A 21,099-nucleotide genomic window follows, 5' to 3' on the forward strand; every position below is an offset into this window, starting at 1 on the left:
ACGCGCGAGGCCCCTTCTGCCCCATACTTGGCGATCGGCGAACCGACGACCGCGGGGGTTGCGCAATGGCGGACGAACAGGGCTTCGTGGGGCTGGCCGAGGTGGTGCGGCAGATCCGCGGGGAGTTGGAGAAGGCCCGGGACGACGCGGAGGGCCGCGCTCTGGGATTCACCGTGGAGAAGGTGAACCTGGAGTTCACGGTGCAGGTGCACCGCTCCGGTTCGGGCCGCGGCGGGGTGCGCATCGGCGTGGTGACGGCCGAACTGGGCGGCCAGGTGGACCGTCAGACCACCCATCAGGTGCAGGTGGAGCTGGTTCCCGAGTACGAGGGCGGACGCGTCCGGGTCGGCCGGGGCACGCCACCGCCTCCCGCCGCGCGCTGACGGCCGCCGCCCGCGTCGGCGCGGGCCTCGCGGGGCGGCCCGGGCCGCTCGGGCGCCGCTCCCCGGGGTCGCCGCCGGACCGGCGGCCCGGGTCCGCCGCCTCCCGGTCCGGGAGTGGCACGGCGTGCAGGTTCCGCCGCCCCGTCCCGCCCCGCGCCGGTCCGGCGGCCCGGCGGTCCGGTGGTCCGGCCGTCCGGCGCGCCGCCCCGCCCGCGGCCCGACCCGGGGCTCGATCCCCGTACGCCCGTACGCCCGTACGCCCGTACCACCCCTGCGGCCCGTGCCCCCGTGCTCCTCGGCGGGCCGGTCCGCACGGCCCGCGCCACGCGCGCCGCCCGCCCCGGAACCCGCGGGAACGGCCGGGGGCCGGGCGGGCGGGGGACGGGGAACGGGGGCGCGAAGACATGTCCGAGGCGTGTCCGTGGTGTGTCCGATTGCCGGGGCATCGGCGTCCACGGTGTGGTGCACTATTGCCCCCAAGTGCAGGGTTCACGGGGAGGGAAGGCATGTTCACGGGGATCGACGAGGTCGACTGGGCCTCGCTGGGTCATGCCTACGGCCCGGCCGACGACGTGCCCGCGCTGCTGCACGGGCTGGCGTCCGACGACCCGGCGGAGCGCGAGCGGGCGCTGGACGGGATGTACGGAACGGTGCACCACCAGGGCGACGTCTACGACTCGACGCTGGCGTGCATCCCGTTCCTGCTGGAGCTCGTGGCCCGCCCGGACGTCCAGGACCGGGGCTGCGTCGTGGAGCTGCTCGCCAGCATCGGCGGCATCGACCTGTCCGGCGACGACGAGCTGCAGGAGCTCGACCCGGAGGACGAGGAGTTCGAGGACGCCGCCAACTACGCCATGGCCGCCGCGGCCGTGGCCGCCGGCGCGGACGTGTTCCTGGCGCTGGTCGGCGACGAGGACCGGGAGGTGCGGCTCGCGGTCCCCGGGGCGCTGGCCTCCCTGCACGGCGACCCGGTGCGCGTGCTGGACCTGCTGCGGGAGCGGCTCACCGTCGAGCAGGACACGGAGGTGCGGCTCGCGCTGGTCGAGGCGGTCGGCAGGATCGCCCTGCGGTACGAGTCCCTGCGCGAGGAGACCGCGGCCTGGCTGTCCTGGCTGTCCGGCGCCGCCCAGGACCCCGCGCTGCGGCTGGCCGCGCTGGCGCAGCTCGCCCGGTGCGCGCCGGGACGGCTGCCCCGTGACGTCGTGCCGACCGTGACCGGTCTGCTGGCGGAGCTGCGCCGGCCCGGCCGCGCGCCCGGCGGCGGCCCCGGCGGGGGGTCGGGAACGGGTGGCGGCGCGGGGCCCGGGGGCCCCAACGCCCCTTCGACCCTGTGGGATTCGGCCAACTCCTGGACCGGGCCGGGGATGCGGGAGGCGCAGGCGCCGGCGAATCCCGTGCACTCCGTGCCACCGGTGGAGCCGGCCGAGTCGCGGCCCGCCGCCCCGACGCTCGTCGGCCCGGTGCGGGAGGCGCGCGAGGAGCAGCGGGCGGGGTGCGGCGCGGCGTGGGCGGACGACCTGCTCCGCACGCTGCACGGCGCCCTCGACGACCGGGTCGACGACCGCATCGCCCTGATCACCGCCCAGTTGCGCAGTCCCGACAGCGCCCAGCGGACCGACGCGGTGTGGATGTGCGGCAGCCTCGTGCGCACGTGGCGCGGTGCGTACGAGGGGGTGGTGCGGCTCGTCGGGGCGCAGCTGCGCGACCCGGAGCCGAGGCTGCGGGCGGCTGCCGCGAGCTGGCTGGAGGGGCTGTTCTCACTGGCGGCGCCCGCCGCGGACGACCTGGCGGCGCGGGTGGCCGCGGACCCGGCGCCGTGGGCGCCCGAGTGGGTGGGCGGCCGGCCCGGCACGGCGAGCGCGCTGCTGGCGCTGACCCGGGCGGGGGACGCGCGGGCGGTGCCGGCGCTGGCCCGGGCGCTGGAACAGCCGGAGCCGGACGGCAGGCTGCTGTACGCGATCCCGTGCCTGGCGGAGGCGGGCGGTCCGCTGGTGCCGCTGCTGCGCCGCCGGTTGGGCGCGCTGCCGCTCGACGACGAGCTGGGCGAGCAGGCGGGGCCGCTGCTGCTGGCGCTGGCGAAGCTGCGGGCGGTGGAGGCGCTGCCGGAGGTGCTGCGGGTGCTGCGCGGGGCGCCGGCGTTCCGCCGCGAGTGGGTGCTGGAGTCGGCGCTGCGGGCGGTCGCGGCGTTCGGCCCGGCCGCGCGGGAGGCGGCGGCGGACGTGCGGGTCCTGCTGGACGACGCCTCCGCCGGGACGGTGACGGCGGCGGCGCGGGCGCTGTGGGCGGTGGAGGGCGACGCCGGGGCGGTCCTGCCGAGGCTGCGGGCGCTGCTGCGGGCGCCCGACGCGCACGGGCGGCGGTCGGCGGCGTGGGCGGTCGGCGCGTTCGGCGGGTCGGCCGGGGCGGCGGCGCCGGAGCTGCGGGCGTGCCTGACGGCGCCGGACGTGTGGCTGCGCGTCGACGCGGGGACGGCGCTGTGCCGGGTGTCCGGCGACCCCGGGGAGGCACTGCCGGTGCTGCTGGCGGCGTGGCGGGAGAACCGGCACACGCGCGTGGAGATCGCGGAGTGCCTCGCCGAACTGGGCCCGGTGGACCGGCTGGCGCCGGAGGCCGCGCCGTTACTGCGCGGCGAACTCGCCCGTACGCGGCGGCACAACGTGTCGGCCGGGGTGACCGGCGACCACGACGTCCACGAGGACGAGCGGCTGCTCTCCCTGTGCCGCCGCGCCCTGGGCGTCCCGGCGGAGTGACCCGGGTTCCGGTGCCGCGGGCCCGCCGCGGGGCGGGTGTGGGCCGGCTGTTACACCATCGAGGGGTCGCCGCAACGCGCGCCTCCTAGGGTGGCGGCGGCCCGTCCGGGGCGGGCGTCCTGGACGTCGTAGGGCCTGCGCAGCGCCACCGACCCCAGGAGCACCGAAGACCGTGTCCCCGCACCGCCACCGCCTCGCCGTGCGCCGCGCGGCCCGCCTGGTGCCGCCCGTCGCGGCCGCCGCGCTGCTCCTCCCGCTGGCGGCGTGCGGGAACGCGGGGGAACTGCGGAGCGCGGGCGCCACCCCGACCGCCGTGGGCCCGGTCCGGCTGTGGCCGGACCTGCCGCCGGTGACGGCGCCGCCGGCCGACCACGGGGAGGGCGAGACGCGGCGGGTGCCGGGTGTCCGGGTGCCGGCCGGCGGCGTGCGCCGGGTCGACCCGGTGGCGGTGGTGCGCGCCGAGCTGGCGGCGGGCCCGGACCGGTACGGCGGTGCGGACGGCGTGGACGACGCGACCGCGCGGGCCGTGGAGCGGTGCGGTGCGGAGCCGGAGGCGTGCCCGGTCCTCACCCCGTACCACCGGGATCTGACGGGGGACGGCGAGGAGGAGCTGATCGTCGGGATCCGGACGGCGGACGGGCGGGTGGCGGTGCGCTGCTACCTGCCGGAGAACGGCGGGCTGACCCGGGTCATGTCGACGGTCGAGCAGTTGGTCAGCGTGGAGCTGGCGGGCCGGGACCTGGTCCTGCGGGCGGTCTCGGCGGGCATTCCGGGCTACGAGTACCGCACGGCGTGGTCGTGGGACGCGCAGCAGCGGACGATGCTGCCGGCGCGGGACGAGATCGTACGGGTCAAGCCGACGCCGCCCCGCCCGGGACCGCTCCCGGCGCCGGCGCCGGAGACGGGACGGAGGTCGGACGCGGGCGCCGATGCCGGGCCGGAGGCGGACACCGGGACGGACGCGGGCGCCGAGCCGGACGCGGGCGCCGGACCCGGGGCGGGCGCCGGGACGGCGCCGGGGACGGCGGCCCGGTGAGCGCCGTCCGTGCGCGCCCGGGCCGGCGGCGGGCGCGGGGCGTGCCGCGCCGCCCCGCGTGGACGGCGACGCTGACGTGGAAGGCGGCCGTCTTCATCACGCTCATGTGCTGTGCGCTGGCGGCGCTGCTGGGCGTGCTGGTGCACGTGTCGGTGACGCGGCAGACCGTGGACGCGTCCCGGGAGAAGGCGCTGGCCCGGCTGGCGGACGTGACGCGCGCGTACGAGGCGGGGGAGCCGCTGCCGCCGTCCGCCGGTGTCGACCCGGTCGGCCTGCCGCCCCCGCTGCGGGACCTGGCGGCGCGCGGCAGCCGGGGCACGGTGGTCGCCGACCACGAGGGGCGGCCGACGATGTGGGCGGCGGGCCCGGCGGACGGGCGGGCGCTGGCCGTCCGCGTGGACTACTCGCTGGGCGCGCGCACCATCAGCGGCCTGGACCGGGCGATCCTCGGGTCGTCGGTGCTGGCGATCGGGGCGACGCTGCTGGTCGGGTCGTTCGCGGTGACGCGGGTGACGCGGCGGCTGCACCTGACGGCGCGGGTGGCGCGGCGGATCAGCGCGGGCGATCTGGACGCGCGGGTCGACGACCCCCGTACGAAGGACCCCTCGCGGCCGCAGGACGAGGTCGCCGCGGTGTCGGGCGCGCTGGACACGATGGCGTCCTCGCTCCAGGGCAAGCTGCTGAGCGAGCGGCGGTTCACGGCGGACGTGGCGCACGAGCTGCGGACGCCGCTGACGGGGCTGTCGGCGGCGGCCGATCTGCTGCCGCCGGGCCGGCCGTCGGAGCTGGTGCGGGACCGGGTGCGGGCCCTGCGGGCGCTGACGGAGGACCTGCTGGAGATCTCGCGCCTCGACACGGGCGGCGAGCGGGTGGACCTGGACGTGTACGCGCTGGGGCCGCTGGCCGAGCGGGTGGTGCTCGCGTCGGGTGCCCCGGCCCGGGTGCGGATCGTCCGCGACGCGCGGGTCGAGACCGACAGGCGGCGTCTGGAGCGGGTCCTCGGCAACCTCCTGGCCAACGCGCACGGGCACGGCCGGCCGCCGGTCGAACTGACCGTCGACGGGCCGGTGGTGACGGTCCGCGACCACGGCGAGGGGTATCCGGCGTACCTGCTGGAGCACGGGCCGCAGCGGTTCCGCACGGAGGGCGGGAGCAAGGGGCACGGGCTGGGGCTGACCATCGCGCGCGGCCAGGCGTCGGCGGTCGGCGCCGAGCTGGTGTTCGCGAACGCGCCGGACGGCGGCGCGGAGGCCCGGCTCACGCTCCCGGAGTACGCGGACCTCACGGCGGAGGACGGCGAGGAGCCCTCGTGACGGCGCGCGCAGTGTTACATAAGGGACATATCACTCACGGCTTGCTACGTTGCGGGGCATGACCGCAGCGATGACGGACCCCCTGCCGCCCCGGGTGCGTCTCCCCCGGCGGCGCGGGGTGGAGTTCTCGCTGCTGTGCTGCGCCGTGCTGTGCTCCGTGTACGGCTACGCCGGTGTGGGCCTCGGCCACAGCGGCGCCGTGCCGCACGACGTCGCCGGGTACGGGCTCGGTCTCGGCCTGCTGGCGCTGACGGGCCACCTGGCGGTGCGGTTCGGCGCCCCGTGCGCCGATCCGCTGCTGCTGCCCATCGCGGTCCTGCTGAACGGCCTCGGCCTCGTCCTCATCTACCGCCTCGACCTGGAGACCCCCGCCGACCGGGCGGCCCCCACGCAGCTCGTGTGGTCGGCGCTCGGCGTGGCGCTGTTCGCGGCCGTGGTCGTGTGCCTGCGCGACCACCGGCTGCTCCAGCGGTACGCGTACCTGTCGGTGGCCGTCGCGCTCGTCCTGCTGATCGTGCCGATCTTCTTCCCCGCCGTGAACGGGGCGCGGATCTGGATCCGGGCCGGCGGGCTGTCCTTCCAGCCGGGCGAGTTCGCCAAGATCCTGCTCGCGGTGTTCTTCGCCGCGTACCTGGCGGCGAACCGCGCCGCGCTCGCGCACACGGGCCGCACGCTGTGGCGCGTGCGGCTGCCGGCCGGCCGGGTGCTGGGGCCGATCGCCGCGGTGTGGCTGATCAGCGTGGGCGTGCTGGTCCTGGAGCGGGACCTCGGCACGTCGCTGCTGTTCTTCGGCCTGTTCGTGATCCTGCTGTACGTGGCGACGGGGCGGACCGGCTGGATCGTGGTCGGGCTGCTGCTGGCCGGGGTGGGGGCCTTCACCGTGGGCGCGTTCGAACCGCACGTCCACGGGCGGGTGGAGGACTGGCTGCGCCCGTTCGCGTCGATCGAGGCGGGCCGGGGGCCGGGGCAGTTGGCGCAGTCGCTGTTCGCCTTCGCGGCGGGCGGGCTGTTCGGCGCCGGCCTGGGCCTCGGCCACTCCGTGCTCATCGGCTTCGCCGCCAAGTCGGACTTCATCCTCGCCACGGCCGGTGAGGAGTTGGGCCTCACCGGCCTGACCGCGCTGTTCCTGCTGTACGCGCTGCTCGTCGCGCGCGGCTACCGCTCCGGGCTCGCGCTGCGCGACCCGTTCGGCCGGCTGCTGGCGACCGGGCTGGCGTCGATCCTGGCGCTCCAGGTCTTCGTCATCGCGGGCGGGGTGATGGGGCTGATCCCGCTGACCGGGATGGCGATGCCGTTCCTCGCGCAGGGCGGCTCGTCCGTCGTCACCAACTGGATCATGGTGGCGCTGCTGGTCCGCGTCAGCGACTCCGCCCGCGCCCCCGACCCCGGCGGCGACCCCGACCCCGACGGCGGACCGGGCGCGGCCGCCGCGCCGGCGCGGCCCGCGCGGGAGGGCGCCCGGTGACGACGTACATCCGCCGCGCCGCGGCCCTGTGCCTGGTCCTCCTCGTGGCCCTGCTGGTCAACGCGGCGCGCGTCCAGGTCTTCCAGGCGGACCGGCTCGACGGCAACCCGGCCAACCGCCGCACCGTGCTGTCCCGGTACGCCGAGCCGCGCGGCGACATCCTCGTCGAGGGCCGTCCGGTCACCGGCTCGAAGGACACCGGCCAGTTCCTGCGGTACGAGCGCACGTACACCGACGGCCCCCTGTACGCGCCGGTCACCGGCCACGCCTCGCAGACGTACGGCACGACGTTCCTGGAGGACGCCGAGGACGCCGTCCTGTCCGGCACCAGCCCGCGCCTCTCCCCGCTCCCCCCGTGGAGCGGCCTCGGCCCCGGCCGCCGGCCCGGCGGCCACGTCGCCACGACCGTCAGGTCCGCCCTCCAGCAGGCCGCGTACCGGGGCCTGGCGGGGCGGCGCGGCGCGGTCGTCGCGCTGGAGCCGTCCAGCGGACGCGTCCTGGCCCTGGTGTCCAGCCCGTCGTACGACCCCGGCGTGCTGTCCGGCACGGGCAGCGAGGCGGCCACGGCGTGGGCGCGGCTCAACACGGCGCCGGACCGGCCGATGCTGAACCGGGCGCTGCGGGAGACGTATCCGCCCGGCTCCACCTTCAAGATCGTGACCGCGGCGGCGGCGCTGGACGCCCGTGTCGTCACGGACGTGCACGCGCCGACCGGCACCCCCGACCCGTACCCGCTGCCCGGCACGCGCACGCTGCTGCCGAACGGGGCGAACGGCTGCGCCGACGCGTCCCTGGCGTACGCGATCCGCTGGTCGTGCAACACGGTGCTGGCCCGGCTCGGCGTCGAGGTCGGCCCGTCCCGGATGGTGGAGACGGCCCGCGCGTTCGGCTTCAACGACCCGGACCTGCGCATCCCGTCGCGCGTGGCGCGGTCCAACATCGACACGGACATGTCCCCGGACCGGCTGGCGCTGTCGGCGATCGGCCAGTACGACACGCGGGCGACGCCGCTGCAGATGGCGATGGTCGCGGCGGCGGTCGCGAACGGCGGGGAGCTGGCCCGCCCCCACCTGGTCGAGTCGACGACCACGGCCTCCGGCGGACTCGTCGAGCGGACGCCCCGGCACACGTACTCCCGGGCGATGACGCCGTCGACGGCACGGACGCTGCGGGAGCTGATGGTCGACGTGGTCGAGCGGGGCTCGGGCGGCAACGCGGGCATCGAGGGCGCGGAGGTCGGCGGCAAGACCGGCACCGCGCAGCACGGCGTGGGCAACGGGGGCACGCCGTACGCGTGGTTCATCGGCTGGGCCCGCGCGGCCGACGCGGCCCGCCCGGCCGTCGCGGTGGCGGTGGTCGTGGAGGACGCGGCGGCGCGGCGCGAGGAGATCAGCGGCGGCGGGAGCGCGGCCCCGATCGCCCGCGCCGTGATGGAGTCGGCGCTGGCGCTGGAGCGGGCGGGCTGACGCGGGCGCGGGCCGCCCCGGCGCTCACCCCTCCGCCGCGCCCTCCGCGACGGCGTCCGCGACCTCGGCGACGCGCCGTGCCTCCTCCGCGGCGAACCGCTCGGCGTCCAGCCGCTCGGCGACCTCCTCGTCCTGGGCCATCAGCAGGTCGAGGTTGGAGTCGCCCAGGTCGAAGACGCCCATGTCGAGGTAGGCCCTCTGCAACCGTTCGCCCCACAGGCCGATGTCCTTGACGCACGGCACGATCCGGCTGAACAGCAGCTTGCGGAAGAGCTGGAGGAACTCCGAGCGCTCCGACATCTCCTCGGCCTCCCGCTTGGGGATGCCGAAGTTCTCCAGCACCTCGACGCCCCGCAGCCGGTCGCGCATCAGGTGGCAGCCCTCGATGACGAACTCCTCGCGCTCGCGCAGTTCGGCGTCGGTCAACTGCCGGTAGTAGTCGCGCAGGGCCATCCGGCCGAACGCCACGTGCCGCGCCTCGTCCTGCATCACGTACGCGAGGATCTGCCGGGGCAGCGGCTTGTCCGTCGTGTCGCGGATCATGCCGAAGGCGGCGAGGGCCAGGCCCTCGATGAGGACCTGCATGCCGAGGTACGGCATGTCCCAGCGGGAGTCGCGGAGGGTGTCGCCGAGCAGCGACCGGAGGTCGTCGTTGATCGGGTAGAGCATCCCGATCTTCTCGTGGAGGAAGCGGGTGTAGATCTCGGCGTGCCGGGCCTCGTCCATCGCCTGGGTGGCGGAGTAGAACTTGGCGTCCATGTCGGGGACGGCCTCGATGATGCGGGCCGCGCAGATCATGGCGCCCTGCTCGCCGTGGAGGAACTGGCTGAACTGCCAGGCCGCGTAGTGGCGGCGCAGGTCGCCCCGGTCCTTCTCCGTCATCTTCGCCCAGTGGCGGGTGCCGTGGACGGTCATGGCCTCGTCGGGGGTGCCGAGGGGGTCGTACGGGTCGACCTCCAGGTCCCAGTCGATGCGCCGGGCGCCGTCCCACTGCTTGTCCTTGCCCTTCTGGTAGAGGGCGAGGAGGCGGTCGCGCCCCTCGTCGTACTCCCAGGAGAAGCGGGCGGCTCCCGAGGCGGGGACCTGCCAGTGCGCGGCTCCCGGATCGCTGGCGTACAGGTCGAGCGTCGACACGGACGGGCTCCTTCGCGTCGTTGCGGGTAGGGGTCCTTCGAGGGGCAGGTTCCATCCTGCTAGACGCCGGGTCAACAAGTCGCGCCGAAGGGATTGACGGGTTTACTGACAGGCAGTCTCATAAGGGTGCGACCGCAGACCCCGAAGCCGACTGCGAGGTGGCCGAGACCATGACGACCGTGTCCGAACCCGATCTGCGCCTGCTGCGCGACGCGCTGGGCCCGCTCCGGGACCGCGAGCAGGTCGCCGCGCGGCTGCTGGAATCCTCCGCCAAGCACTCCTTCGACCCCGACACCGAGCTCGACTGGGACGCGCCGTTCGAGGACGGCAAGTGGTTCTGGCCGCCGGAGCTGGTCTCCCTCTACGACACGCCGCTGTGGCGGAAGATGTCCGAGGAGCAGCGGATGGACCTCGCCCGGCACGAGGCGGCGTCGCTCGCGTCGCTGGGCATCTGGTTCGAGATCATCTTGATGCAGCTCCTGGTCCGGCACATCTACGACAAGTCGGTGACCAGCAATCACGTCCGGTACGCGCTCACGGAGATAGCCGACGAGTGCCGCCACTCCATGATGTTCGCCCGGCTCATCGAGAAGGGCGGCGCCCCGGCCTACCCGGTGCCCCGCGTCTACCACAACATGGCGCGGGTCCTGAAGACCGTGTCCACGACGCCGGGCTCGTTCGCGGCGACGCTGCTGGGCGAGGAGATCCTCGACTGGATGCAGCGGCTCACCTTCCCGGACGAGCGCATCCAGACCCTGGTGCGCGGCGTGACCCGCATCCACGTGGTCGAGGAGGCCCGGCACGTCCGCTACGCGCGCGAGGAGCTGCGCCGCCAGATGGTCACGGCGCCGCGCTGGGAGCAGGAGCTGACCCGGCTGAGCTGCGGCGAGGCGGCCCGCGTCTTCTCGGTCTGCTTCGTCAACCCGCGGGTGTACGAGAACGTCGGCCTCGACCGCCGCGAGGCCGTCGCCCAGGTGCGGGCGAGCGGCCACCGCAGGGAGGTCATGCAGACGGGGGCCAAGCGCCTGACGGACTTCCTCGACGACATCGGCGTGCTGCGAGGCGCGGGCCGCCGCCTGTGGAGGAGCTCGGGCCTGCTGGCGTAGGCGCACGGCCCCGGGAGACGGGGCCGCGCGGGTCGCGGCGGGGCACAGGACCCGGCGGCGGGGCGGCGGTCGCGACGGGGGGCGCTGATCCCCGTACGCCCGACGGGGTTACCCTGCGGACATGACCAGTGCCGCCACGCCCGCGTACCGCCGGCTCAGTGTCGAGGAGCGGCGGGCCCAGCTCCTCGCCGCCGCGCTGTCGCTGTTCGCGCACCGGGCGCCCGAGGACGTGTCGCTGGACGACGTCGCGGAGGCGGCGGGGGTCTCCCGACCGCTCGTGTACCGGTACTTCCCCGGCGGCAAGCAGCAGTTGTACGAGGCCGCGCTGCGGTCGGCCGCCGACCGGTTGGAGCTGTGCTTCGCCGAGCCGCCCGAGGGGCCGCCCACCGAGCGGCTCACCCGGGTCCTGGACCGGTACCTGGCGTTCGTCGACGGGCACGACGCCGGGTTCGCCGCCCTGCTCCAGGGCGGCAGCGTCGCGGAGACGTCCCGGACGACGGCGATCGTGGACGAGGTGCGGCGGGCCGCCGCCGAGCAGATCCTCCTCCACCTCGGCGTGCCGGAGCCCGGGCCCCGGCTCCGGCTGATGGTGCGGACCTGGATCGCGTCCGTCGAGGCGGCGTCGCTGATCTGGCTCGACGAGGACAAGCGCCCGCCCCTGGAGGAGCTGCGCGGCTGGCTCGTCGACCACCTCGTGGCCCTGCTGGTCGCCACCGCCGCGACGGACCCGCAGACCGCGCGGGTGGTGGAGGGCATGTTGGCGCTGGAGGAGGCGGACGGCCCCGTGGGGACGCTGGTGCGCCGGGTGGCGCCCGTGGTGGGCGGGGCCGCGCACCTGCTGTGAGACTGGCGGGGTGCGAACCGAGAACACCCCCTTCTCCGGCGGCCCCCTCGACGGCCGCGTCCTGCCGGTGCTGACCGGGCCGACGGGGCATCCGCCGAAGTGGTACGAGGTCCCCGTCCCCGCCGAGGACGGCGGCCCGCCCACGGTCTACGCGTACCGCCGCGTGCCCGCCGGGTACACGAGGCGGCTCGGGCTGCAGCGCGGCTGGAAGTACGCGTACGAGCCGGCCGGCCGCGACCGGCGCGCGCTCAAGTGGCCCTGGTCCAGGCCGGACAGGGGGCGGGACGCGCCGGACCGGCCCGCGTAGCCGGTCCGCGTGGCCGGTCCGCGTAGCCGGTCCGGGACCCGCCGGGCGCCCCTGCTCCCCCCGGTCCCGGTCCCGGTCCCCCGATTCGGTGACCGTGTTGGGCCGATTCGCCCCTTCGTCGTTTCTTCCCCTTGTCTGATGATCCATCATCACCCCGTCGACCGGAGGTGGTGGCATGACGTTCCGCAGGGGCGCGGCCGTGCTCGCGCTCGCCTCGTCGCTGGTGCTCGGCGCGCCCGTGCCGCCGCCGGCGGGTGCCGAGAGCGAGTCCGTGTCCGAGTTGCTGACCCGCCTCCAGCGGCTCTACCGGGACGCCGAGGCGGCCGGGGAGACGTACAACGCCGCCGGTGAGGAGCTGGCCGCGCAGACCGCCGAGGCGCGCCGGCTCGGCGGGGACCTGACGCGTGCCCGTGACGCGCTGGCGAAGGCGCGGGACGCGGCCGGGCGGCTGGCCCGCGCCCAGTACCAGGGCCGCGGCGACCTCTCCCCGGCACTGCGGCTGTTGTTCGCCGGCGACCCGGACCACATCCTGGACCAGGCTCTCGTGCTGCGGCGCCTGGCCCGGGAGCAGGCGGCGACGGTGAACCGGCTGGAGGGCGGCGAGGAGCGGGTGGCCGCGGCCGCGGCGGCGGCGCGCCGGGCGCTGGACCGCACGCGGGCGCTGGCCGCCGCGCGGCAGCGGGCCCGGGACGGCGCGCTGGCGAAGCTGCGGGAGGTGGAGGAGGCGCTGGTCGGGCTGGAGCCGGAGCGGCTCGCGGAGCTGGCCGCGCTGGAGCGCGAGCGGACGGCCCGGGCGCAGCGCGAACTGCTGGACGCCGGGGCGCTGGACGAGGAGGGCGCCCCCTCCGCGCAGGGCGCCGAGGCCGTCGCGTACGCGGCCGACCAGCTCGGCAAGCCGTACGCGGCGGGCGCGGCGGGCCCCGCGGCCTTCGACGACTCGGGGCTGACCGCGCGGGCGTGGGCGGCGGCGGGCCGGCCGCTGCCGCGCACCGGCCCGGAGCAGTGGCGGACGCTGCCGAAGGTCCCGCTGCGGTCGCTGCGCCCCGGCGACCTGGTCGTCTACTTCCCGGAGGCCACGCACGTGGCGCTGTACGTGGGCGGCGGCCGGGTCGTGCACGCGCCCCGGCCCGGTGCCGCCGTCGCCGTGTCGCCGCTCGCCGCGCACCCGGTGCTGGGCGCCGTGCGGCCCGACGCCGGCGCCCCGTCCCTGAGGACGTACGCCCCGCCGGCCCTGGGGGGCGGCGGGGCGTGAGGGTCACGCAGAGGCGGCGGACTCCAGGAAGGCGGCGGTCTTCTCCGGCTCGTACAGGAAGTTCTCGAAGTCGGCCGGGTCGTTGAAGCCGTTCGCGAAGCGGTGGGCGACCGCGGGGAGCTTCTCGCCCGCGCCGATCAGCTGGAGCACGTGCTCCGGCGGGACGCCCAGCATCGCGTTGGTCCACTTGGTGACGTGCTGGGCGGTCTCCCAGTAGCGGTCGAACGCGGCCTGCATCCACGCCTCGTCGAACGGCCGGTCGCCGTGCTCGACGATCGACGCGAGGTAGCTGGCGGCGCACTTGGCGGCGGAGTTGGAGCCCTGCCCGGTGATGGGGTCGTTGGCGACGACGACGTCCGCGACGCCCAGGACGAGGCCGCCGCCGGGGAGGCGCCCGACGGGCTTGCGGACGGTCGGCGCGTACCGGCCGGCGAGGGTGCCGCCCCCGTCGGTCAGCTCGACCTTGGTGGCGCGGGCGTACTCCCAGGGCGTGAAGCGCTCCATCAGCTCCAGGGTGAGCGCCAGGTGCTCGGCCGGGTCCTTGACGCCCCGGAACACGTCGAGCGGGCCGCCGGGGATGCCCTCCCAGAAGAGGATGTCCGCGCGTCCGCCGGTGGTGAGGGTCGGCATCACGAACAGCTCGCCGACCCCCGGGACGAGGTTGCAGCGGACCGCGTCGAACTCGGGGTGCTCGGGGCGCGGGCCGAGGCCGTGGACGTACGCCACGGCGAGCGCGCGCTGCGGCTCGGTGAACGGGGAGCGGGCGGCGTCCCGTTCGAACATCGACACCAGCTCGCCCTTGCCGGCGGCGACGAGGACGAGGTCGTACGTGCGGGAGAAGTAGTCCAGGTCGGACACGGCCGCGCCGTGGATGACGAGCTGGCCGCCGCGCTGGGCGAACGTGTCCATCCAGCCGGCCATCTTCACGCGCTGGTCGACGGACTGGGCGTGGCCGTCGAGCCGGCCCACCCAGTCGACGGCGCGGGTGCCGTCGGGGCCGGCGACCGAGATGCCGAGGCCCTCGATGCGCGGGGCCTGGGGCTCCCAGAAGTTGAGGCCGAGGTCCCGCTCGTGCTGGAGGGCCGTGTGGAACATGCACTGGGTGGACATGACGCGCCCGTAGCGGATCTCGTCGGCCGTGCGGTTCGACATCAGGGTGACCTCGTACCCCTGCGCCTGGAGACCGAGGGCGAGCTGGAGCCCGGACTGGCCGGCTCCGACGATGAGTATCTTCCGCATCGGGAGGGGGTCTCTTTCCTTGTGGTGGGCCGTGGTCGGCGTGGTGGGCGGGGGCGGCGCGGGGCGCGCTAGACGGGGGTCTTCTCCAACGCGCGCACGACGAGCGCGAGCAGCGACTCGACGACGGTGAAACGTTCCCGCGCATCCATGATCACGATCGGTACGTCGTCCGGGACGGTCAGCGCGTCGCGCACGTCCTCCACCTCGAACCGCCGCGTGCCCTCGAAGTGGTTGACGGCCACCACGTAGGGCAGGCCGCAGCTCTCGAAGTAGTCGAGCGCGGCGAAGCAGTCGGTGAGCCGCCTCGTGTCGGCCATGACGACGGCGCCGATCGCGCCCCGCACCAGGTCGTCCCACATGAACCAGAAGCGCTGCTGGCCCGGCGTGCCGAAGAGGTACAGGACGAGGTCGTCGTCGAGGGTGACCCGCCCGAAGTCCATCGCGACGGTGGTGGTGACCTTGTCGGGCGTCGCGGAGAGGTCGTCGGTGTCCGCGCTGGCCTGGGTCATCAGGGCCTCGGTGCGCAGCGGGGTGATCTCGGAGACCGACCCGACGAACGTCGTCTTCCCCACGCCGAAACCGCCCGCGACGACGACCTTCGTCGCGATCGGGGCCCGTTCCGGGTCGAGCTGCCAGGGTGCCGGTACCTCCTCGTCCGGCAGGTCAGAGACGGCGAAGTCCACTCAGCACCCTTTCCAGCAGCGCGCGGTCGGGCTGACCGGAGCCGTGCCCGGTCCCGTACACACGGATCTTTCCCTGGTCGGCCAGGTCGCTGATCAGCACCCGTACGACCCCCAGCGGCATCCGCAGCAGCGCGGAGACCTCGGCGACCGTCCGCATCCGGCGGCACACCTGGACGATGGCCCGCATCTCCGGCATGAGCCGCCCGCCGGGCCTGGCGGGCCGCCCCTCGGCGGCCTCGGGCGCCTCGGGCGCGGCCACGAACGTCTCGACGAGCAGGACGTGCCCGAAGCGGGTCCGCCCGCCGGTCAGCGAGTACGGGCGGACGCGGGCGGGCCGGCGGTCCTCGCCGCGCACGGGCAGCTTGGCGGAGAGCGCCGTCATCGGCCGCCCTCCATCGTCTTGCGCAGCTCGCTGCGGAGCTCGGGGGTGAGCACGTGCCCGGCGCGGCCCACGAAGAGGGCCATGTGGTACGCGACGACGCTCATGTCGCAGTCGGGCGCGGCGTGCACGCCGAGGAGCGAGCCGTCGCTGATCGACATGACGAAGACGCTGCCCTCCTCCATGGCGACCATCGTCTGCTTGACGGCGCCGCCGTCCATGAGGCGGGCGGCGCCCACGGTGAGGCTGGCGATGCCGGAGACGATGGTGGCGAGGTCGGCGCTGGAGCCGCGGGGGCCGCGCGGCCGGTCCGCGCGGCCGGCGGCGTCACCGCCGGTGTCCGCCTGCGTCGCGTCGGGGTCGGACGACAGCAGGAGCAGGCCGTCCGACGAGACCACGGCGACCGACCGGACGCCAGGCACCTCCTCCACGAGATTGCCCAGCAGCCAGTGCAGGTTGCGCGCCTCGCTGCTCAGTCCTTGGGTGCCGGTGCCGGTCGTCGGACTCAACTGTGTGCCTCCTCGACTGTGTCCCCCGTTCCTGGTGACGCTTCTTCTACCCCCGCGACCTCGGCCTCAGCGTCGCGCCGGCCTTCCTGGGCGCCCCGGTGGAAGCCGCCGAGCCGGCGGCGCAGCTCCTCGGCGTTCACCCCGCCGGTGCGCTCGGCGCGGGGGGCCCCGGCGTCCACGATCCGGGGCGTCCGCTTCGGCAGGCCCTTGTCGGTGACCCGCTCCCACACGGGCCCGTCGTCCGCGGTCCGCGCGTGCTCCCCCGCCCCGCCGGGCGCGGGCAACCGCACCTGGAGGGTGGCCTCGTGCGCGGCGGGCCCGGCGGCGTCGGCGGCAGCGTCCGCGTCGTCGCCGGCGGTGGCGTGGTGCTCGGCCGGTTCGTGCTGCCCGGCCGCCCCGGCCTGCCCGGCCGCCCCAGCCTGCTCGTCCCGTTCGGCCTGCTCGGCTTGCTCGTTCCGCTCGGCCTGCTCGGCCGACCCGTCCCGTTCGGCCGACTCGTCCTGCCCGGCCGGCGGGTCCGCCGGGGCGGCGTCCGCATCCGGCCCGGCGCCCTGGGGGCCAACGCCCTCGGACGGGGTGTCCTCGGGCGCGGTGCCCTCGGGCGCGGTGCCCGCCTCGGTCCCGGCCTCCGGTGGGGCCGCCGCCTCGGCCGGGGCCTCCGCGTCCGCCGTCCTGCGTGCCGGCAGCGCGTTGGAGTTGGCCTCCGCCACCGACCCCGGCAGGGACACCGTCGGCAACCCCTCCGCGAGGGCCACCGCCGGGGGTACCGCCGTCGGCGGCGCGTCCGGCAGGAGGGCCTGCGGGAGGACGGCCACGGCCGCCACCCCGCCGTCCTGCTCCGCCCTCAGCTCGACCCGTACGCCGTGGCGCGCCGCCAGCAGCGCGGCCACCCGCAGCCCGAGGCCCGCGCCCTCGGCGGCACCCTCCCCGTCCCCGGCCCCGCCCCGCGACGGAGCCGCCGCGGCCTCGGCGAGCGCCGGGTCCGCGAGACGGGCGTTGAGGTCCGCGAGCCGCGCCGGGGCGATCCCGATGCCCTTGTCCCGCACGGACAGCATCACGTCGCCGCCGTCCAGCAGCCAGCCGGAGAGCTGCACCCGCGCGTCCGGCGGCGAGAACGACGTGGCGTTCTCCAGCAGCTCGGCCAGCAGGTGGCTGATGTCGTCGGCGGCGAACCCGGCCACGTACGCGTGCTGCGGCAGGGACTGGATGGCGACCCGCTCGTACCGCTCGATCTCGCTGACCGCGGCGCGCAGCACGTCGACCAGCGGGACCGGCCCCTGGTGGGCGTGGCTGTGCTCGTGGCCGGCGAGGATCAGCAGGTTCTCGCTGTGGCGGCGCATGACCGTGGCCATGTGGTCCAGCTTGAACAGCGTGGACAGCCGCTCCGGGTCCTGCTCGCGCTCCTCCAGCTTCTCGATGACGGTCAGCTGCCGTTCGACGAGGCCGAGCGTGCGCAGGGACAGGTTGACGAACGTGTGGTGGACGCTGTGCCGCAGCCGCTCCAGCTCGGCGGTCAACCGTTCGGTCTCCTCGCGCAGCTCGGCGTGGCGGGCGGCCAGCTCGGCGGCGGCGGCCTCCCGCTCCTCGCCCCGCGCGGCGCGGGCGCCGAGCTCCAGGAGCTTGCCGTGCAGCGTGTTGAGGGACCGGACGACCTGGGCGAACTCGTCGTTGCGCCCGGTGAACCGGACCGGCTCCTCGCTCTCCGGCGCGGCGGCGACCCGGGCGGCGCCGAGGCGCAGCACGGCGAGCGGGCGGGTGAGCGTACGGGCGACGGCCGTGGAGACGCCGATCGCGACGAGCAGGCAGCCGCCCAGCAGGGCGATCCGCAGCTCCAGGGCGGTGACGTCGTCGTCGCGGAGCCGCTCCATGCGCTCGACCTGGCGGGTGGCGAGGGCCGACTCGACCCCGCGCATCCGCTCGATCCGGGCGGTGAGCGCGTCGGACAGCCGCTCGGGGTCGGTCCTCCGCTCGGCGCGGGACAGCTGGGGGCCGTCGGCGAGCTTGCCGAGGTGGTCCTCGGCGGCCTTGACCTCGGGGCCGGTGACGGTCGCGGCGAGCGAATCGCGGGTGGCCGCGTCGGCGGTGCTCTCGAAGTCCGCGAGGGAGACCTGCTCGCGCACGCGGGCCCGGTGGGCGGCGGCGCTCAGCTCGTCGCGGGCCCGCGCGGCGGCCTCGGCGCCCGGGTCCTCCTCGGTGACGTAGCGACCGCTGACGGGGTCGTACACGGTGCGCCCGGTGCCGCCGGGGCTGGGCACGGCGAGGGCGGCGAGGAGCAGACCACGCGTGGCGGAAGCCTGTTCGACGGCCTGGCCGAGCTCGGCGGGGGCGCGGCCGGGGCCGTCGGCGGCGCGGGCGGGGGTGCGGTCGGCGAGCTGGGCGGCGAGGGCCCGCAGCTTGTCGATGACCTCGGTGTACGCGCGGTGGGCGGTCAGCGCGGTGCCGTCTCCGGTGAGGGCGGTGCGGCGGAGGGAGGGCACGTCGGCGAGGGCGCGGCGCACGTCGTCGGGGGCGGCGGCGCGGATCTCCTCGATCTGGCGGTCGACGCGGGCGCTGTGGGTGTTCGACGGGGCGGGCTTCGCACGGCCGCCCTCCTGGCCGGCGCCGTCCGTGCCGTTCTCCGTGCCCGCGCCGTCCTCCGTGGCGGTGCCGCGGCCGGCTGCGATGTACGCGGTGACCTCGTCGCGTTCGTCGGCGAGGGAGTGGGCGAGGGTGACCGCCTGCCGGTTCAGCTCGGCGAAGGTGACGAGCCCCTGCGACTCCGTCAGGTCGGCGGAGGTGGTGAGCACGCCGGGCGCTCCGGCGCCGATGACGGTGATGCCGACGAGGGCGACGCCGGCCACGAGCCGGCTCCGTACCCGTACGCTGCGGCCGCCCGGAACATGGGGATCGCCGGGAGTGTCACTGCGCTTCTGCACCGGTGCTCACATTCTTGAACTCGTTCGCCCATGAAGCAGAGGTGACGACCGGTCACACATGGAGAGCGCTCCCACCCCTGGCACGGCTTCCGACCATTCCAGCCCTTTTGGGGAGCGGGCACCCCTCGGCCGCTCCGCCACCCGAACGAGTGAACAACACTCCGGAGTTGGCTCACAACTTCCGGCCCCGCGCGCGGAGGAGGAGCGGGCACCCCGGGTTGGACCTTCCGCGCGGGCTTTGGCAATATGCGCGCCCGCACATCGCGGCAGGCACCCGAAGACGCCTCACGCGAGACCGCCCGTACGCCGCTGACCTGCTGGTACGGTTCCTTCACTGAGTCTGTGCACGGGTGAAGGAGTCATGCAGACTGAGGGGCGTGTACACGGAAACCGCCTCCCTGCCCGGTGATCCCGAACGCCCCAACGAGGACTGGGCCGCCACGGCGGTCCCGGCATCCGGCCGGGGTGGCGCCCTGGTGGTCCTGGACGGGGTGACGCCGCCGTCCGTGGACGTGGGTTGTGTGCACCCGGTGCCCTGGTTCACCGCGCGCCTCGGGGGAGCACTGACCGAACTGTCCGCTTCGCGACGGGACCTCTCCCTGGGAGAGGTCCTGGCGGAGGCAATCCGGCGCACCGCGGACGCACACTCCGGCTCGTGTGACCTTTCTCACGTCCGCACGCCTCAGGCGACGGTGGTCCTGGCGCGTTGGGACGCGGAGGTCGTGGAGCACCTGGTGCTGTCCGACTCGGTGCTGCTGCTGGAGTCGCCCGAGGGGGAGGTCCGCGCGGTGCGGGACGACCGGCTGGACCTCGTGCCGCCCGAGGTGCTGCGCTCCCTGGCGGCGACGGACCGGCTGCGCAACGCGGAGGGCGGCTTCTTCACGGCGGCCGCGGACCCGGCGGTGTCGGCGCGGGCGGTGACGGGGGTGACGCCGCGGTCCGCCGTACGGGCGGTGGCGGCGCTGACGGACGGGGCGGCGCGGTGGGTGGAGCTGTTCGGCGAGGGCGACTGGGCGGACTGCCTGGGCGTGCTGCGGGAGGAGGGCGCGCGGGGCCTCCTCGGCCGGGTCCGGGCGCTGGAGGCGCGGGACGCGGAGGCCGGCGGGGTGCGCCGCTGGAAGCGCCACGACGACGCGACGGCGGTGTACGCCGAGCTGTGAGCCCCTAGGGCCGCGGGCCGGCGGGGTCGCGGCCCTCGGCGCGGGTGTTGAGCTGGTGGAGCAGCCGGGCCAGTTCCGCCACCTCGGCGCGGTCCCAACCGGCGAGCTTGCGCACGTACCGGGCGCGGCGGGCGTCGCGGACGCGGCGGAAGCGGTCCCGGCCCTCCTCGGTGAGGCGGACGAGCGAGGCGCGGCCGTCCGCCGGGTCGGGCTCGCGGACGATGAGGCCCAGCTCCTCCAGGGCCCGTAGCTGGCGGCTCATCGTGGCCTTGCCGACGCCGAAGTACCCGGCGAGTTCGGTGGCCCGCTGGCCGCCCGCCTCGTCGAGCCGGACGAGCAGTCCGTACGCGGCGGGTTCCAGCTCGGGGTGGACCTCGCGGGCCATCTCGCCGGAGGAGGCGCGGGCGCGGCGCAGGAAGACGGCGAGTTCGCGTTCGAGGGCGAGGTACGCCTGGTCCGCGCCGCCGTCGGTGCCGCGCCCGCCCTGTCCGCCGTCGGTTCCGCGTCCGTCGCGCCCGCTGTCGGTGCCGCGCCCGCCGTGTCCGCTGTGTCCGTCGCGCCCCGGTTCGCCGTCCGTACCGCTTTCCCGCATGTCCGCACCCCTCGCGCCCTGACCACCGCACCGCGGCGTGTCCCGCGGCACGGCAAGTATTCCGCAGGGGGCGAACCGTCAGCGCAGGTCGGCGGGGTGGGCCGGCGGACCGTCCCGGCGGACGGCGGCGAGGAGCTCCGGGAGCCGCGGCGGCCACAGCGGCTCGTCGGCGGCGGCCAGCTCGTCCGGCGTCCACCACCGCCAGCGCAGGATCCGGTCCTCGGCACGGGCGGCGGCGAGGTCGTCGGACGGGTCGCGGCGGGGGGCCGGGGCGGCGGCGAGGAAGACGTGCTCGTGCTGGCGGACGGGGACGCCGGCGCGGGTGAAGTCGTGTTCCCACAGGCACAGCAGGGGGCCGACCGCGATGTCGGTCCAGCCGGTCTCCTCGCGCAGCTCGCGCAGGGCGCCCTCGGCGGGCGTCTCGCCCGGCTCGGTACCGCCGCCGGGCATCGCCCAGTGGACGCCGACTTCCTCGTTGTCGTAGCGGAACATGAACACGGCGCCGTCGCGGTCGAGTACGGCGACCCGGGCGGCTTTCCTCGGGATGCGCATCCGCCCAGTCTCCT

Annotated in this window: 19 protein-coding genes; 11 read left to right on the forward strand and 8 right to left on the reverse strand. The window is 76.0% G+C overall.

Going from position 1 to position 21,099, the window contains the following annotated elements; translation table 11 throughout:
* Window positions 1–65 precede the first annotated feature (65 nt).
* From AC07D6_RS09435 to AC07D6_RS09460, 6 genes are all read left to right on the forward strand, one after another.
* A complete protein-coding gene (locus tag AC07D6_RS09435) occupies window positions 66–383 on the forward strand; it encodes a trypco2 family protein (RefSeq protein ID WP_315875684.1) in 318 nt (105 codons plus the stop codon).
* Window positions 384–889: 506 nt separating this feature from the next.
* A complete protein-coding gene (locus AC07D6_RS09440; RefSeq protein ID WP_479043135.1) occupies window positions 890–3,133 on the forward strand; it encodes a HEAT repeat domain-containing protein in 2,244 nt (747 codons plus the stop codon).
* A gap of 172 nt (window positions 3,134–3,305) precedes the next feature.
* The gene (locus tag AC07D6_RS09445) at window positions 3,306–4,169 is read left to right on the forward strand and encodes a hypothetical protein (protein ID WP_315875686.1); all 864 of its coding nucleotides are present in this window, start codon (window positions 3,306–3,308) and stop codon (window positions 4,167–4,169) included.
* Window positions 4,166–5,482 carry an ATP-binding protein gene (locus AC07D6_RS09450; RefSeq protein WP_479043136.1) on the forward strand — a complete coding sequence of 439 codons (1,317 nt, stop codon included), beginning with the start codon at window positions 4,166–4,168 and terminating at the stop codon, window positions 5,480–5,482. The genes AC07D6_RS09445 and AC07D6_RS09450 overlap by 4 nt, the downstream gene beginning before the upstream one ends.
* A gap of 58 nt (window positions 5,483–5,540) precedes the next feature.
* The gene (locus AC07D6_RS09455; RefSeq protein ID WP_479043137.1) at window positions 5,541–6,947 is read left to right on the forward strand and encodes an FtsW/RodA/SpoVE family cell cycle protein; all 1,407 of its coding nucleotides are present in this window, start codon (window positions 5,541–5,543) and stop codon (window positions 6,945–6,947) included.
* Window positions 6,944–8,413, forward strand: a complete 1,470-nt coding sequence (locus tag AC07D6_RS09460) for a penicillin-binding transpeptidase domain-containing protein (RefSeq protein WP_479043138.1) — start codon at window positions 6,944–6,946, stop codon at window positions 8,411–8,413. Before AC07D6_RS09455 ends, AC07D6_RS09460 begins: the two co-directional genes overlap by 4 nt.
* A gap of 24 nt (window positions 8,414–8,437) precedes the next feature.
* Here AC07D6_RS09460 and AC07D6_RS09465 read toward each other — a convergent pair whose 3' ends face one another.
* Window positions 8,438–9,547 (reverse strand): ferritin-like domain-containing protein, encoded by a 1,110-nt coding sequence (locus AC07D6_RS09465; protein WP_479043139.1) that lies wholly within the window; start codon window positions 9,545–9,547, stop codon window positions 8,438–8,440.
* Window positions 9,548–9,717: 170 nt separating this feature from the next.
* On the opposite strand from AC07D6_RS09465, the gene AC07D6_RS09470 reads away from it, so the two are divergent.
* From AC07D6_RS09470 to AC07D6_RS09485, 4 genes are all read left to right on the forward strand, one after another.
* Complete coding sequence (locus AC07D6_RS09470) at window positions 9,718–10,653, forward strand: AurF N-oxygenase family protein (protein WP_479043140.1); 936 nt, start codon at window positions 9,718–9,720, stop codon at window positions 10,651–10,653.
* A 121-nt stretch (window positions 10,654–10,774) separates the two neighbouring features.
* Window positions 10,775–11,497, forward strand: a complete 723-nt coding sequence (locus AC07D6_RS09475; protein WP_479043141.1) for a TetR/AcrR family transcriptional regulator — start codon at window positions 10,775–10,777, stop codon at window positions 11,495–11,497.
* Between the two features lie 10 nt (window positions 11,498–11,507).
* On the forward strand, window positions 11,508–11,804 hold the full coding sequence (locus AC07D6_RS09480) for a hypothetical protein (protein WP_315875693.1): 297 nt from the start codon (window positions 11,508–11,510) through the stop codon (window positions 11,802–11,804).
* Window positions 11,805–11,979: 175 nt separating this feature from the next.
* On the forward strand, window positions 11,980–13,056 hold the full coding sequence (locus AC07D6_RS09485; protein ID WP_479043142.1) for a C40 family peptidase: 1,077 nt from the start codon (window positions 11,980–11,982) through the stop codon (window positions 13,054–13,056).
* A 3-nt stretch (window positions 13,057–13,059) separates the two neighbouring features.
* On the opposite strand, the gene AC07D6_RS09490 is transcribed toward AC07D6_RS09485, so the two are convergent.
* The 5 genes from AC07D6_RS09490 to AC07D6_RS09510 all read right to left on the reverse strand — a co-directional run bounded on the left by AC07D6_RS09490 (window position 13,060) and on the right by AC07D6_RS09510 (window position 18,706).
* Window positions 13,060–14,295: a styrene monooxygenase/indole monooxygenase family protein gene (locus tag AC07D6_RS09490; protein WP_315875695.1), complete on the reverse strand. Its 1,236-nt coding sequence runs from the start codon at window positions 14,293–14,295 to the stop codon at window positions 13,060–13,062.
* A gap of 68 nt (window positions 14,296–14,363) precedes the next feature.
* Window positions 14,364–14,978 carry a GTP-binding protein gene (locus AC07D6_RS09495; protein ID WP_315875696.1) on the reverse strand — a complete coding sequence of 205 codons (615 nt, stop codon included), beginning with the start codon at window positions 14,976–14,978 and terminating at the stop codon, window positions 14,364–14,366.
* Window positions 14,959–15,360, reverse strand: coding sequence for a DUF742 domain-containing protein (locus tag AC07D6_RS09500; RefSeq protein ID WP_315875697.1), 402 nt, complete (start codon window positions 15,358–15,360; stop codon window positions 14,959–14,961). The genes AC07D6_RS09495 and AC07D6_RS09500 overlap by 20 nt, the downstream gene beginning before the upstream one ends.
* The gene (locus tag AC07D6_RS09505) at window positions 15,357–15,866 is read right to left on the reverse strand and encodes a roadblock/LC7 domain-containing protein (protein WP_479043143.1); all 510 of its coding nucleotides are present in this window, start codon (window positions 15,864–15,866) and stop codon (window positions 15,357–15,359) included. The genes AC07D6_RS09500 and AC07D6_RS09505 overlap by 4 nt, the downstream gene beginning before the upstream one ends.
* A complete protein-coding gene (locus tag AC07D6_RS09510; RefSeq protein WP_479043145.1) occupies window positions 15,863–18,706 on the reverse strand; it encodes a sensor histidine kinase in 2,844 nt (947 codons plus the stop codon). The genes AC07D6_RS09505 and AC07D6_RS09510 overlap by 4 nt, the downstream gene beginning before the upstream one ends.
* Window positions 18,707–19,158: 452 nt before the next feature.
* On the opposite strand from AC07D6_RS09510, the gene AC07D6_RS09515 reads away from it, so the two are divergent.
* Complete coding sequence (locus AC07D6_RS09515; RefSeq protein ID WP_479043146.1) at window positions 19,159–19,941, forward strand: hypothetical protein; 783 nt, start codon at window positions 19,159–19,161, stop codon at window positions 19,939–19,941.
* A gap of 4 nt (window positions 19,942–19,945) precedes the next feature.
* On the opposite strand, the gene AC07D6_RS09520 is transcribed toward AC07D6_RS09515, so the two are convergent.
* On the reverse strand, window positions 19,946–20,533 hold the full coding sequence (locus tag AC07D6_RS09520) for a MarR family winged helix-turn-helix transcriptional regulator (RefSeq protein WP_479043148.1): 588 nt from the start codon (window positions 20,531–20,533) through the stop codon (window positions 19,946–19,948).
* Between the two features lie 78 nt (window positions 20,534–20,611).
* On the reverse strand, window positions 20,612–21,085 hold the full coding sequence (locus tag AC07D6_RS09525; protein ID WP_479043149.1) for an NUDIX hydrolase: 474 nt from the start codon (window positions 21,083–21,085) through the stop codon (window positions 20,612–20,614).
* Window positions 21,086–21,099 lie beyond the last annotated feature (14 nt).

Source organism: Streptomyces sp. NPDC045287, assembly GCF_056432325.1.

Coding starts and splice junctions, on each gene's coding strand:
- AC07D6_RS09520 (WP_479043148.1), bottom strand. CDS start 20,533: ATGCGGGAAAGCGGTACGGACGGCGAACCGGGGCGCGACGGACACAGC.
- AC07D6_RS09435 (WP_315875684.1), top strand. CDS start 66: ATGGCGGACGAACAGGGCTTCGTGGGGCTGGCCGAGGTGGTGCGGCAG.
- AC07D6_RS09485 (WP_479043142.1), top strand. CDS start 11,980: ATGACGTTCCGCAGGGGCGCGGCCGTGCTCGCGCTCGCCTCGTCGCTG.
- AC07D6_RS09475 (WP_479043141.1), top strand. CDS start 10,775: ATGACCAGTGCCGCCACGCCCGCGTACCGCCGGCTCAGTGTCGAGGAG.
- AC07D6_RS09490 (WP_315875695.1), bottom strand. CDS start 14,295: ATGCGGAAGATACTCATCGTCGGAGCCGGCCAGTCCGGGCTCCAGCTC.
- AC07D6_RS09500 (WP_315875697.1), bottom strand. CDS start 15,360: ATGACGGCGCTCTCCGCCAAGCTGCCCGTGCGCGGCGAGGACCGCCGG.
- AC07D6_RS09525 (WP_479043149.1), bottom strand. CDS start 21,085: ATGCGCATCCCGAGGAAAGCCGCCCGGGTCGCCGTACTCGACCGCGAC.
- AC07D6_RS09470 (WP_479043140.1), top strand. CDS start 9,718: ATGACGACCGTGTCCGAACCCGATCTGCGCCTGCTGCGCGACGCGCTG.
- AC07D6_RS09440 (WP_479043135.1), top strand. CDS start 890: ATGTTCACGGGGATCGACGAGGTCGACTGGGCCTCGCTGGGTCATGCC.
- AC07D6_RS09455 (WP_479043137.1), top strand. CDS start 5,541: ATGACCGCAGCGATGACGGACCCCCTGCCGCCCCGGGTGCGTCTCCCC.